Source organism: Acinetobacter sp. ANC 5600, assembly GCF_002018395.1.
Classification (GTDB): Bacteria; Pseudomonadota; Gammaproteobacteria; order Pseudomonadales; family Moraxellaceae; genus Acinetobacter; species Acinetobacter amyesii.
This window is the reverse complement of the sequence record NZ_MVKW01000002.1, coordinates 352830-365988: the sequence shown is the minus strand read 5'-3', so window position 1 is coordinate 365988 and position 13159 is coordinate 352830. Positions and strand designations below refer to the sequence as shown.

Annotated in this window: 14 protein-coding genes; 11 read left to right on the top strand and 3 right to left on the bottom strand. The window is 41.5% G+C overall.

Annotation, left to right across the window (positions count from 1 at the left end; genetic code table 11):
- The first annotated feature begins 18 nt into the window (after nucleotides 1-18).
- From ispG to der, 5 genes are all read left to right on the top strand, one after another.
- Nucleotides 19-1140 carry a flavodoxin-dependent (E)-4-hydroxy-3-methylbut-2-enyl-diphosphate synthase gene (gene ispG, locus B1201_RS05590; RefSeq protein ID WP_078192661.1) on the top strand — a complete coding sequence of 374 codons (1122 nt, stop codon included), beginning with the start codon at nucleotides 19-21 and terminating at the stop codon, nucleotides 1138-1140.
- Between the two features lie 3 nt (nucleotides 1141-1143).
- Nucleotides 1144-2439, top strand: a complete 1296-nt coding sequence (gene hisS, locus B1201_RS05585; protein ID WP_078189609.1) for a histidine--tRNA ligase — start codon at nucleotides 1144-1146, stop codon at nucleotides 2437-2439.
- Between the two features lie 30 nt (nucleotides 2440-2469).
- Complete coding sequence (locus B1201_RS05580) at nucleotides 2470-3168, top strand: YfgM family protein (protein WP_078192660.1); 699 nt, start codon at nucleotides 2470-2472, stop codon at nucleotides 3166-3168.
- Nucleotides 3165-4310: an outer membrane protein assembly factor BamB gene (bamB, locus tag B1201_RS05575; RefSeq protein ID WP_078192659.1), complete on the top strand. Its 1146-nt coding sequence runs from the start codon at nucleotides 3165-3167 to the stop codon at nucleotides 4308-4310. Before B1201_RS05580 ends, bamB begins: the two co-directional genes overlap by 4 nt.
- 173 nt (nucleotides 4311-4483) lie before the next feature.
- Nucleotides 4484-5893 carry a ribosome biogenesis GTPase Der gene (gene der / locus B1201_RS05570; protein ID WP_078192658.1) on the top strand — a complete coding sequence of 470 codons (1410 nt, stop codon included), beginning with the start codon at nucleotides 4484-4486 and terminating at the stop codon, nucleotides 5891-5893.
- Nucleotides 5894-5970: 77 nt separating this feature from the next.
- On the opposite strand, the gene B1201_RS05565 is transcribed toward der, so the two are convergent.
- The gene (locus B1201_RS05565; RefSeq protein ID WP_078192657.1) at nucleotides 5971-6540 is read right to left on the bottom strand and encodes a hypothetical protein; all 570 of its coding nucleotides are present in this window, start codon (nucleotides 6538-6540) and stop codon (nucleotides 5971-5973) included.
- A gap of 277 nt (nucleotides 6541-6817) precedes the next feature.
- Here B1201_RS05565 and B1201_RS05560 point away from each other — a divergent pair, with 277 nt between their 5' ends.
- Nucleotides 6818-7459 (top strand): 4'-phosphopantetheinyl transferase family protein, encoded by a 642-nt coding sequence (locus tag B1201_RS05560; RefSeq protein ID WP_078192656.1) that lies wholly within the window; start codon nucleotides 6818-6820, stop codon nucleotides 7457-7459.
- A gap of 86 nt (nucleotides 7460-7545) precedes the next feature.
- Here the strand turns inward: B1201_RS05560 and B1201_RS05555 are convergent, their stop codons facing one another.
- Entirely contained in the window at nucleotides 7546-7965 is a 420-nt protein-coding gene (locus tag B1201_RS05555) for a hypothetical protein (protein ID WP_078192655.1), read from the bottom strand.
- Nucleotides 7966-8130: 165 nt separating this feature from the next.
- Nucleotides 8131-8907, bottom strand: a complete 777-nt coding sequence (locus B1201_RS05550; protein WP_078192654.1) for an SDR family oxidoreductase — start codon at nucleotides 8905-8907, stop codon at nucleotides 8131-8133.
- Between the two features lie 104 nt (nucleotides 8908-9011).
- Between B1201_RS05550 and mazG the strand changes: the two genes are divergently transcribed.
- The 5 genes from mazG (at nucleotide 9012) to panB (ending at nucleotide 13157) form a co-directional block, all read left to right on the top strand.
- The gene (mazG, locus tag B1201_RS05545) at nucleotides 9012-9806 is read left to right on the top strand and encodes a nucleoside triphosphate pyrophosphohydrolase (RefSeq protein WP_078192653.1); all 795 of its coding nucleotides are present in this window, start codon (nucleotides 9012-9014) and stop codon (nucleotides 9804-9806) included.
- A complete protein-coding gene (locus tag B1201_RS05540) occupies nucleotides 9784-10215 on the top strand; it encodes a ComEA family DNA-binding protein (RefSeq protein WP_078192652.1) in 432 nt (143 codons plus the stop codon). The genes mazG and B1201_RS05540 overlap by 23 nt, the downstream gene beginning before the upstream one ends.
- 134 nt (nucleotides 10216-10349) lie before the next feature.
- The gene (gene pcnB / locus B1201_RS05535; RefSeq protein WP_078192651.1) at nucleotides 10350-11819 is read left to right on the top strand and encodes a polynucleotide adenylyltransferase PcnB; all 1470 of its coding nucleotides are present in this window, start codon (nucleotides 10350-10352) and stop codon (nucleotides 11817-11819) included.
- Nucleotides 11816-12301: a 2-amino-4-hydroxy-6-hydroxymethyldihydropteridine diphosphokinase gene (folK, locus tag B1201_RS05530; RefSeq protein ID WP_078192650.1), complete on the top strand. Its 486-nt coding sequence runs from the start codon at nucleotides 11816-11818 to the stop codon at nucleotides 12299-12301. The genes pcnB and folK overlap by 4 nt, the downstream gene beginning before the upstream one ends.
- A gap of 46 nt (nucleotides 12302-12347) precedes the next feature.
- A complete protein-coding gene (gene panB, locus B1201_RS05525) occupies nucleotides 12348-13157 on the top strand; it encodes a 3-methyl-2-oxobutanoate hydroxymethyltransferase (RefSeq protein ID WP_078192649.1) in 810 nt (269 codons plus the stop codon).
- The last annotated feature ends 2 nt before the right edge of the window (nucleotides 13158-13159 follow it).

Sequence of the window (13159 nt, the reverse complement as noted above, 5' to 3'; positions counted from 1 at the left end):
AACAGAGCAGACTGAACAATGATTGAAAATCCAATTAAGCGCCGTCCAACGCGTAAAATTAAAGTAGGTTCGGTGTATGTCGGTGGTGATGCGCCGATCAGCATCCAAAGTATGACCAATACTGAAACCTGTGATGTCGAAGCGACCGTGGCACAGATTCAGCGCTGTGTTGATGTAGGCGCAGACATCATGCGTGTGTCTGTACCAAGTATGGAAGCTGCAGAAGCTTTTGGTGAAATTCGTAAACGTGTGCAAGTGCCATTGGTTGCCGATATTCACTTTGATTATAAAATTGCTTTACGTGTTGCAGACCTTGGTGCAGATTGTTTGCGTATTAACCCGGGTAATATTGGCTCAGAAGCTAAAATTCGTGAAGTGGTAGCTGCTGCACAACATAATGACATCTCTATGCGTATTGGTGTCAATGCCGGTTCACTGGAAAAAGATATTCAAAAGAAATATGGTGAGCCTACAGGTCAGGCTTTGCTTGAATCTGCAATGCGCCATATTGATATTTTAGACCGTTTAAATTTCCATGAATTTAAAGTGTCAGTCAAAGCATCCAATGTCTTTCTGACGATGGATGCTTACCGTTTGTTATCTAAACAAATTGATAACCCATTACACTTGGGTGTGACTGAAGCTGGTGTCTACCGCACGGGTTCAGTCAAATCTGCTATCGCTTTAGGCGGTTTGTTGATGGAAGGCATTGGTGACACCATGCGTATTTCATTAGCAGCTGAGCCTGAAGAAGAAATCAAAATTGGCTTTGATATTTTAAAATCATTGGGCTTACGTTCAAACGGCATTAACTTTATTGCATGCCCAAGTTGTTCACGCCAAGAGTTTAATGTCATCAAAGTCATGCAAACATTGGAAGAGCGTTTAGAAGATATTCGTACCCCAATGGATGTATCGGTGATTGGTTGTAAAGTGAATGGTCCGGGTGAAGCCAAAGAAGCCGATATTGGTGTAGTAGGTGCAAGTCCGCGTTCACTGGTGTATCGTAATGGCGAAAAGAGCCATTTAATTGATACAAATCAGTTGGTTGACGAAATCGAAGCGATGGTTCGTCAACGTGTTAGCGATCTTGAAGACGCTAAAGCTAAAGAGATTATTCGCACAAGTTTTTCTGAGTAGATCATGAGTTCAATCGTCGCAATCAAAGGTTTTAATGACATTCTCCCTACGCAAAGTCCTGCATGGAGACGTCTAGAACAGCATCTATCAAGCCTGATGGATGCTTATGGTTATCAGCAAATTCGCTTGCCGATTGTGGAGCAGACTCATCTGTTCAAACGTTCTATTGGTGATGCAACGGATATCGTTGAAAAAGAAATGTACACATTCTTAGACAAAGGTAATCCGCCTGAGTCTTTGACTTTGCGTCCTGAAGGAACAGCAGGGTGTGTGCGTGCAATGCTTGAACATAACTTACTTCGTGGTGCTACACCGCGTGTATGGTATGTTGGCCCAATGTTCCGCTATGAAAAACCACAAAAAGGTCGCTACCGTCAGTTCCATCAATTTGGCGTAGAAACTTTTGGTGTTGCAACACCAGATCAAGATGCAGAATTGATTTTAATGACTGCACGTTTGTGGAAACGCATGGGCGTTGCAGATAAAGTTCAATTAGAACTCAATACTTTAGGTGAGTCTGATGAACGTGCAGCTTATCGTGCAGCATTGGTTGAATTTTTAGAGTCACATAAAAATGACTTAGATGAAGATTCACAGCGTCGTCTAACTACGAATCCACTGCGTATTTTGGATTCTAAAGATGCAAAAACACAAAGCATTTTGGAAAATGCGCCAAAACTTCACGACTTTATGGGTGAAGAAACGTTGGCTCACTTTGCCCAATTGCAGCAGTATTTGACTGATGCTGGTATTGGTTTTGTGATCAATCAAAAATTGGTTCGTGGTCTCGACTACTACAATAAAACGGTCTTTGAATGGACAACTACGCATTTAGGTTCTCAAGGAACAGTATGTGCTGGTGGTCGTTATGACGGTTTAGTCGGTCAGCTTAAAGGTAAAGCAGACCAGTCGGTGCCTGCTGTTGGTTTTGCAATGGGTATGGAGCGTTTGCTTCTTCTCCTTGAACAAGTGGAAGACAATACTCCTGTACGTGACTGTGAGCTATTCTTGGTTTCAGATCCTGCAACTCAAGGTAAAGCGTTGGTGCTTGCTGAACAAATACGTGATCAACTTGAAGCGGCGGGTAGCAACATTCGCTTAAAAGTTGGTTCACAAGGTTCAATGAAATCGCAAATGAAAAAAGCCGACCAATCGGGTGCTTTATTTGCTGTGATTTACGGTGAACGTGAGCAAGCAGCAGGGCAAGTGCTGGTAAAAGAGCTAGCGATTGCAGAACAACACGAAGTGAATGTGGCAGACTTTGTTGCGTTCATTATCGAAAAAATTTCTTCAAAATAATCCCTATAACATAAGGAAAAAGGTAATTTCATGAGCGCATTGAGTGAAGAAGAACAACTTGATAATTTAAAATCGTTTGCTAAAAAATATGGCTCTGCCATTGTTAGCGGCATTTTAATTGCGTTGATTGCCTTTTTCGGATGGGAATACTGGCAGAAGAAAACTTTGGCTGAATCGCAAATGCAAACAGCCAAAGTACAGCAGTTAATGGATGATGCTCAGTCGGCGACTGGCGATGCGTTTACACAACTTTCTGCGACTGCAGATAAAATTGTAAAAGAAGCGCCAGATTCGCCACAAGCCATCCAAACTCAGTTGCTTATGGCAAAATTGGCGTATGATAAAGCGGATTATGCCAACGCTGAAAAAGCTTTGAAAAAAGTTGAAAATTCAAAAGTTGATGATGCAGGCTTAATTCAATTGGTGAAATTACGTTTGGCGTATGCACAATTGGCGCAAAAGAAATTTGATGAAGCATTAAAAACCTTAGAAGCGGTTAAAGAACCTGCTTTCCAAGCGACTGCAGATGAAGCCCGTGGCGATGTCTATGTTGCAAAAAATGATATCGAAAATGCAAAGAAAGTTTATCAAAGTGCATGGGATGCTTTGGTTGAACGACAAGAAGAACGTCAAATTTTACAAATTAAACTCGAAAGTGTAGGCGTTTTAGTTGATGATCCTGAAATTGAACGTCCAATTATAGATACACAAGTGGAAGCAACTGAATGAATAGAAAATACAAAATTACCTGTGCGCTGACAGTTTTAACACTTGCTTTGGCTGGTTGTGCAAATAAAGGAAAAGTAGAAAAAGTAAAACCAAATCCTTTACCAAAATTGGAACAGGCAAAAACTTTAGCACCTGTATTTTCAAACAGTGTGGCTTCAACTGAAGAAGCAGATCCACTGCGTTTACGTATGGATGCAGATAATGGCGTTGTTTTTAGCGTAAATCCTAATGGTGAAGTTCAAGCCTACAAAGGCAAAGAGCGTTTATGGCAGAAGAAAATCTCTAAACAAGGTTTGACTGCAGGTGTAGAAGCAGCTGACGGAATTGTGGTTGTTGGTAATGCAAAAGGTCAATTATTTGCATTAGATCAGGCAACAGGTGAACAAAAGTGGACGGCGCAATTAACCGGCGCGTTACTTTCACCGTCGTTGATTCAAGCTGGTCGCGTTATTTCAGTTACCAATGATGGTACGGTATACGCAAACGATGTGGCAACGGGCCAACAAACTTGGACCTATAACTTGCCAAATGTGCAGTTTAGTTTACGTGGTATGGCAGCACCGGTATCACTCGATGCGCGTCATGTTCTCATCGCTTCTTCAAATGCCTATATCTATGTGATTGATGCATTGAGCGGTATTCCGAAAATGCAGCGTCGTGTTGCAGTGTCAGACGGTCGTTCAGATGTACAACGTCTCATTGATATTGACGGTGAACCGACTGTAGCAGGTCAATTTTTAATTACCACCAGTTACCAAGGCCAAGTGACAGCGCTTGATCTTGCCTCACAACAAGTGATCTGGAGCAATGATGCGAGCAGCATTCAGCGTCCTGAAGTTGCGGGCAATGGTGTCTTTGTGGCACAAACTGATGGTAAAATTGTGGCTTATGAAATTACCACTGGTCAAACATTGTGGGAAAATGACCAATTGCTTAATCGTAATTTGAGTAACCCAGTGATGTTAGGTCAAGACCTTGTGGTTGGTGATCTGGATGGTGTACTTCACTTAATCAACCCAGCGACAGGTGAGTTGGTTGGTCGTTCTAAAACCAGTGGTGAAGTACGTTCACTACGTGTAATTGACAATCAATTATATGTGTCGACACGTAAGGGTGCATTAAGCATTTGGCAGAACCGTTAATTTTTCTGCGGCTTATGTTAAAATAAGCCAAACCGTATTTTTAACGCGGGGGATTGAATCATCAATGCCCCGTGTTTTTATTTATTTTAGGCATTTATCCTATTTCCATTCTTCCTAAGCTTTCTGATGTTCAGACCAGACCAAACTGGCTGATCTGGAATAAAGGTTAATCTATGAAACCCGTAATTGCGCTCATTGGTCGTCCGAACGTCGGAAAATCAACGTTGTTTAACCAGATAACCAAGAGCCGTGATGCTCTCGTTGCTGACTTTGCCGGTCTGACTCGTGACCGTAAGTATGGTGACGCGACTTATCAAAATAAATCCTTCATCGTCGTTGATACTGGGGGTATTGGCGAAACTGAAGGTGGTATCGATTCGTACATGGCAGAACAGTCAAAAACTGCCATTAATGAAGCAGATATTATTGTCTTCGTGGTCGATGCGCGCGCAGGCCTATTGGCATCTGATGAGCAAATTGCACGTGACTTACGTACGCTAGGTAAAAAAGTTTATCTTGTTGCCAACAAAGTTGATGGTGTTCATGCCGAAGCAGCTTTAGTTGAATTCTTCAAATTGGGTATGGGTGAACCACTTCAAGTGGCTGCCAGCCATGGTCGTGGTGTTCAGCAAATGCTTGAAGAAGTGTTAGCTGAAGTGCCTGAAGATGAAAGTGAAGAACAACACGATAAAGACACAGGCTTACGTTTAGCGATTATTGGTCGTCCAAACGTGGGTAAATCGACTTTAGTGAACCGTTTGTTGGGTGAAGACCGTGTGGTTGCATTTGACCAGCCGGGTACTACACGTGACTCAATTTATATTCCATTTGAACGTGATGGCCGTAAATACACATTAATCGATACTGCGGGTGTACGTCGTAAAGGTAAAGTGGACGAAATGATCGAGAAATTCTCGATTGTGAAAACTTTACAAGCGATGAAAGATGCGCATGTTGTGGTTATTGTTGTCGATGCACGTGAAGGGATCGTTGAGCAAGACTTGCATTTGATCGGTTATGCGCTTGAAGCAGGCCGTGCGATGGTGATTGCCATCAACAAATGGGACAACATGTCTGACTATGACCGTAAACAGTGTAAATTAGATGTTGAACGTCGTTTTGACTTTATTCCATGGGCAAAAATTCACTTAATTTCTGCACTTCACGGTACAGGTGTTGGTGATCTTTATCCATCGATCCACCGTGCTTATGATTCTTCGCATTTGAAAGTATCACCTGCGAAAATCACTCAGATCTTGAATGATGCAACTGATGCGCACCAACCACCAATGGTTCAAGGTCGTCGTATCAAAATGCGTTATGCGCATATTGGCGGACAAAATCCACCGACGATTGTGATTCATGGTAACAAGGTCGATAAAACGCCAAATGACTATCGTCGTTACCTAGAAAACGTGTTCCGTAAAGTTTATAAACTTGAAGGTACGCCAGTCAAAATTGAATTTAAAACCTCTGATAACCCATTTGAAGGTCGTAAGTCGCAAATCGATGAGCGTACGGCTGCACGTAAACGTCGTTATGTTCAGAAGTTCAAAAAAGCGGAAAAGAAATTCAAACGCTAAGTTTGGATAAGAAAAAAAAAGCCTGCAGATATGCAGGCTTTTTTATTTCACTTTATTTATCTAAAAAGATGTGAAAATTAGTTTTTGCACTTTTTAGCTTGGCGGTAAATATCAATATTATCTAGGTTAGCTTGAGCAATTTCCATGGCTTGCTGTGCGCTGCTGCTATCCTGTTGTGTATTTTTATTGCCAGAAAAAGCCGTAGCAAATTGTCCCATACGCGCGGCTGTTTCAGATTGACCTGAAAATGCGGATAGCGCGTTGCCAGCAAGACCAGCCCATTTTGAAACTTGATTATTTTGCTGTGCTGACGCTTGGCTTAATGCCAGTTGAGATGCTTCCAATGTACGTTCAAAGGTCTTACGCTCAACGCTTAGGTCAGTGCAATCTAAGGTTTTTAAATAACTGGTGCTATAAACACTATTGTTGGTTTGACTAGCTTGATTGAAATTTGAGGCATAGCCACGGTCTGCTTGAGCCACGGCATTGGCAGCTTCTTGACGGCTTTGATTCATACGCGCTTCAGCTTGGTCCATGATCGCGCCATTTTTGGCACCCATTACTGCAACAGCTGCATCCAATAAGCCTGCTTGAACGAAACATGGTAGGACACAAAGTGAACTGATTAACGTGATTTTTCTTAGCATCTGATTTACCCCGAGTTTTAAATTAAAGTTATAAAAATCTAGAGTATTTTATCTAATTGAAGATGTATTTAAAATATTTATTATACTTAAGTGTTTGAATATATTTATAATATTAAGTATTTCTTAAGTGGTTTGAAATATTTTTAAACTGAGTTTTAAAATCTCGATAAGTCAAAGGACCGATGCGCTCATCTGTATTGTGGTGTATTTTGTGTCGGAGAGTCGCATAAAATATAGCGTCATGGACGTAGTGTAAAAGATATTGGATCAATAACTTATGGCGAAAATTCAGCTTGAATATAGTGCAATTACTGACTTCTTTGTGGAGCCGCATGGCTTGAGTCGTCAAGAGGTAATTGCCGTGCGTAAACAAGCCATTTACCAATATCGCAATCAATTACTTGCGCAGCGGCTTAATAGATCAGTTGAAAATTCAGATTTTTCAAAGTCTGCGTTTGGTAAGCCTTTTCTTCCTGATTTTCCACACTTTCATTTTAATCATAGTCATAGCCAGCAGCATTATGTTTTGGCCAGCAGTGAAAAAATCGCCAATATTGGTGTGGATATTGAAGATTTAAATCGAAAAGTTCGTTTTGATGCGATGGCTCAACACAGCTTTCATCCCGAAGAATTACTCAATTGGGAGAACTTTGAGCATGATCCTGATTTTTGGTTTAAAGTTTGGACCACCAAAGAGGCGGTACTTAAAGCATCAGGTTTAGGGATTCGAGTGAACCTGAATGAACTGAATACACAGTGTCATCCTGAGCAGAATGGTGGGATGTGTAGTCATCCCGCAATTGGCACTTTTGCTTATCAGAATATTCAACTACCGCATGTCATGTTGACGGTGGCATGGCAAAGTGAACAATCTTGCCGAGGCTTTCATTTGCCGAAAATTGAGTTGAGTGTCTTATAAATCGGTATGACATATAAATCACCATGAAAAAAGCCCTGTTCTAGCTGAACAGGGCTTTTTTTAAATCAATCTAAACTGGCTTTAGATTAGATTTTGCATTTTTTAGAACCTTGATAGATACCAATGTTGTCGATGTTTGCTTGAGCAGCAGATTTGTTCGCTTGTTGAAGTTCAAGATTACCTGCATCAGAAGTATCTTGCTCACCAGCCAAGCTGTTTGCAATGTTGCCTGCACGAGCAGCTTTTTCAGAGTTACCACCGAAAGCAGCAAGAGCGCCGCCCGCTAAACCAGCAAATTTGCTCAATGATTTGCCTGGCGCTTGAGCAGATGCTTGGATGTTTGCAATGTTTTTGTCAGCAGCTTCTAAAGAGCGCTTAGCATTCGCTTTTTCAACAGCAAGAGTTGCACAATCCATCGCTTTTAATTCTGAAGATGCGAATTGAGTTGTAGCAAAAGCAGAAATTGAAATAGAAGTAACAGTTGCAAGAACAAGTAATTTTTTCATGAAATAATTCACTTTTATTGTTAGAAAATAAACGCCCGAAAGTAATGGGCGGGTGAATATTATTCAAAAAAAGGAATTTTGTCCTGTTAAAATGTGACAATTATGTAACTTTGTGTAATTTGCGTACAAATATGATTGCAAAATTAAATGATTAGTAACACGTTACTATTTGGGTTTTTGTGCAATCCAAATATTACTTAAGCGGTTGACAAATTGCGGGCTAAACTTCGATAAATTAAATAAAAATTTAGCTTTCATCCCCACAGGTGTATGTGTGGCCATTAAGACCGAATCCCGTTTTTGTACCAAGGCATAAATTTGCTGAGCGACATCGCTCGGTTGAAGATTGACGCCCATTTTCTTAATACTTTGTGCATCCATGTCTTGCACCATCGAGGTTTGAACAAATAAAGGCATCACATCTAAAACGCGAATATTGTATTTTTGCCATTCAATATCCAAACTTTCAGTGAACCCGCGGACAGCAAATTTAGATGTGGCATAACTGGCTAAATCCGCTTGTCCATAAATTGCTGAAGCCGAAGAGAGGTTAATCACACGAGCAAAATTACTTTGTTTTAAATAGGGGAATGCCGCATAGCAACCGTTTATCACCCCTTTGACATTGATATCAATCGTACGGTGGTGTGCAGACAGTTCCGTATGTTCAAAGTTGCCTGAATGCAGAATTCCGGCATTATTGACTAAGATATTCAGCTGACCTGCCCATGCAACAAATTCAGCTAAAGCGCTTTGCCATTGCTCTGGTTGTGTTACATCTAAATGTCCAGCTTTGGCATGGCTACCGAGTTCGGCAGCTAAGGAGGTAACTTGAGATTGGTTAATGTCGTAGAGCCCAACTTTATAGCCTTGTTGTATGAACAGTCGTGCAATTGCTGCACCAATCCCTTGTCCTGCACCGCTAATAAAAATACTTTGCATGTTATGCTTCCCTGAATTGAGTTGCTCATTCCCTGAGTGAATTTTGAGCATATCAAATTCTGTAATCGAAACAATGTACTGATGAGTAAATAGCTGGAGTTCACATGGAACAATTATTAGCAGTGATGAAAGAATTACGTGAAAAATGTCCATGGGATCAAAAGCAAACCCCAGAAAGTCTGACTCGTTATGCTATTGAAGAGGCCTATGAAGTTGAAGCGGCGGTTCGTTCAGGTCAGAGTGATGATGTACGAGATGAACTGGGGGATTTATTACTGCAAGTAGTTTTTCAGTCGCAGATGTATAGCGAACAAGGCGCATTTGATTTTCAAGATGTGGTGCAAGCCATTACAGATAAATTAATTCGCCGTCATCCCCATGTGTTTCAGGCAGAGCAGTTCTCAGCACTCAATGCGGATGATGTGGCAACACTATGGAAACAGATTAAACAACAAGAAAAAGCAGGGAAATCAGTATCTAGATTAGATGAGGTTAAACATGCACCTGCATTAAGCCAAGCAGATGAAATCCAAAAAAATGTGGCGAAAATTGGCTTTGATTTTCCAGATATTGAAGGGGCTTATGGCAAGCTTGAGGAAGAGCTAGGGGAGTTAAAAGAGGCCTTAGCAGGCAAAAAATCCGACGAAATATTTGATGAATTTGGTGATTGCTTATTTTCTCTAGTGAATGTTGGACGTAAGATTGGCATCTCAAGTGAGATGGCGCTTTTAAGTACCATTCATAAATTTAGAAGCCGCTTTGCTTATATTGAAGCACAGGCCACATTACTACAAAAACATGTAGAAGACTTGTCCTTAACTGAGATGGATCAGTTGTGGGAACAGGCAAAACAACAATTAAAACAACAGGCTGAATATGTACAACATCCTAAAGAATAAATTTTTTACACAACTACTTATCTTGGTTTTGGGTTTAATGGCAGATTTGACTTATGCTCAAAGCCCTTCGGGCTACGCGGAATGGAAAGCCATGCAGCAAGCTCAAGATCAGCAATTAAAAAAGCAATCTGAGGCCTCGAAGTCCAAAGTGGCAACTGCACCGAGCAATGCCAACTATTATTTGTCACGACCCAGCACCCAACAAAATAGTCGAACAGATCAGGTACGTTTAAATACAGCCTCAGTCGATGAACTGCAGACATTGCATGGAATTGGTCAGAAAAAAGCAGAAGCAATTGTGCAATATCGCAAAAGTAATGGCTTATTTAAAAGCATTGATGATATTCAACAGGTTAAGGGAATCGGTCCTGCGCTGTTTGCTAAAAATAAAGCAAAATTGGCACTTTAAGTGAAGTGTAAAAAAAAGAATTAGGTTAAGCTCAGCTTGAGCATCGAGATAATCAAATTGCCCTTTGATTGTGTTAGAGATATCATTAGCGACATCTTAAGAATTTTACGTTCAGACGTAGGAGACAGCGTCTTTTGCAAACTTTGCGCGCGTCCAAATGTGGTTTATCAACCACACAATTACCTTCTTCCATTTTAGATGTGATTGATGCCTTAACTAAGGCAGGCTATGAAGCTTATATCGTGGGTGGCAGTGTCCGCGACCTAATGTTGGGTCATGCACCTAAAGATTTTGATGCCGTAACTAATGCGACACCAGCTCAGGTGAAAGAAGTCTTCGGGCGACGTTGCCGAATTATTGGTCGTCGTTTTGAGCTGGCGCATGTCTACTCAGGACGTGAACTGATCGAAGTTGCGACCTTCCGTGCGCCGCCTAAAAAAGCCGTGACTTCTGCTGCGGGCATGATTTTACGTGATAATAATTGGGGTACGATTGAGCAAGACTTTGCACGTCGTGACTTCTCGATCAATGCAATGTATTACCAACCACGCAAAGGCGAAGTGCTAGATTTTTGTCATGCAGTAGATGACATAAAACATAAAATGTTGCGTTTATTGGGTGATCCACAACTACGTTTTGAAGAAGATCCTGTGCGGATGCTTCGGACTTTACGTTTTGCAGCCAAATTAAACTTTAATATTGATGAAAAAATTCTGGATGTCTTTACCCCAGAACTTACTCAATTGCTGCGTGATGTGTCTCCACATCGTTTATACGACGAGTCACAAAAACTATTTACTATGGGGCATCTCAACCGCGTCTTACCGATGCTGATCGATTTTGGTATTTGGTATCAGTTATTTGCAGATATCAAACCGGTCGTAACCCCATTTATTGAGTTGGCTGCAAAAAATACCGATCAACGTATTTCGATTGGGAAAACCATTAACCCTGCATTTTTCTATGCCGTGTTATTGTGGATTCCGTTCCAAGAGCGTTGTACGTTCTATCTAAATAAAGGTGTTGTTCCTGCTGAAGCACGTGCTCAAGCAGGCTTGGATGTATTGAAACGTCAGGCTACACGAACCATTATTCCACGCTTTGCCGAAACGTTTATTCGTGAAGTTTGGGAAATGCAAACCCGTTTACTAAGTCCAAAGCCACAGCAAATTGAAGCACTTTCAGGTCATGCACGTTTCCGTGCAGGCTTTGACTTTCTGCTGCTGCGTGAAAAATCGGGCGATACAACCACGCAAGGCATGGGGCAGTGGTGGGATGCTTATCAGCAGATGAGCACTGACGAAAAAGAACGAGCAATTAGCCAATACAATCGTCAACGTGCCAAGAGTCGTCGTAAAGCGGCGCATGAAGATGTGGAAGCCAAAACTTCTACTCATCAGCAAGTTGAAATTGAACCGCTGGTGAATGAACCAGAAAGCAGAAGTCGCCGTCAACGTAAGCCTAAATCACATGCCAATAGTCTAGAGACAGTGTCAATCGTTGCAGCGTCAGCCAGTGGTGAAATTGGTGCAGATCATCCGATTTTAAAACGTAAACGTGTGAAACGAGATTTGACTCAGGTTATTTTTGGGCCAACACAATGACGCTGACATATATTGGTTTAGGCAGTAATTTAGGTGATTCTCTACAGATCCTTAGTGAAGCGGTGCATAAACTTGCAACACTAGGAAAAGTGAAAGTCTCAAAACTGTATCAAAGCCCGCCAATGGGGCCACAAGATCAGCCGAATTATTTAAATGCAGCGGTTGCATTAGAAACTGATCTAGCACCTTTGGCCTTGTTGGATGAATTGCAACGCTTTGAACAAGAGTCGGGGCGTGTACGCCTACGTCATTGGGGGGAGCGTACACTGGATTTAGATTTACTGATTTATGGTGAACAGCACATTCAAAATGAACGTTTGACGGTGCCTCATGTTGGTGTTTTAGAACGTGATTTTGTGTTGAAACCTTTGTTGGATTTAGATGAGAATCTACAGATTAAAGGACAACCATTAAAAGATTTACCTATTTTGAATAATCCAAATTTAACTGTATTGGATGCAGGAAACTGGGCCCATCTTTAATTTTTGTATGACCACTTGAGAAAGCCGTCATCTGAGGAATATTGAAATGATTAGTCTAAGTGACTTGAAAAAATTTAAAGCGGAAGGCCGCAAATTCTCCTGCCTGACTTGCTATGATGCGAGCATGGCAAAAGCAATGGAAGTTGCTGAAGTCGATAGTATTCTGATTGGTGATTCATTGGGGATGACCATTCAAGGGAATGACTCAACTTTGCCTGTCACTGTTGAAGATATGGTATATCACACTGCTGCAGTGCGTCGTGGCAATAAACATGCGTTTATTTTGACTGATTTGCCATTTATGACCTATGCCACTTTGAATGACGCTTTGGTGAATTCAAAGACCGTGATGCAAGCAGGCGCACAGATGGTCAAATTGGAAGGTGGTGCATGGTTGTCAGAAACAGTTGAAGTATTGACCCGTAATGGTATTCCAGTGTGTGTGCATTTAGGGTTAACTCCGCAATCGGTTCATGTGTTTGGCGGTTATAAAGTGCAAGCACGTACACGCGAAACCGCGGATCAACTCATTGCAGATTGTAAAGCTGTGGTTGATGCAGGTGCAGCACTTTTACTTTTGGAATGTGTTCCTGCCCAAGTGGGTAAAGAAATTAGTGAATTATTCCCAAATACACCTGTGATTGGGATCGGTGCCGGTGCAGATACGGATGCTCAAGTCTTGGTTCAACAAGATATGTTGGGACTGACGTTTAGTCACGTGGCGAAATTTGTTCGCAACTTTATGAAAGAGCAAGCAGGGGAAACAGCAATTGTGGATGCGTTTAAGGCGTATCATGCTGCCGTACTTGATGGTAGTTTCCCTGCCAAAGAACATACATTCCAAATTGAGCTGTAAGA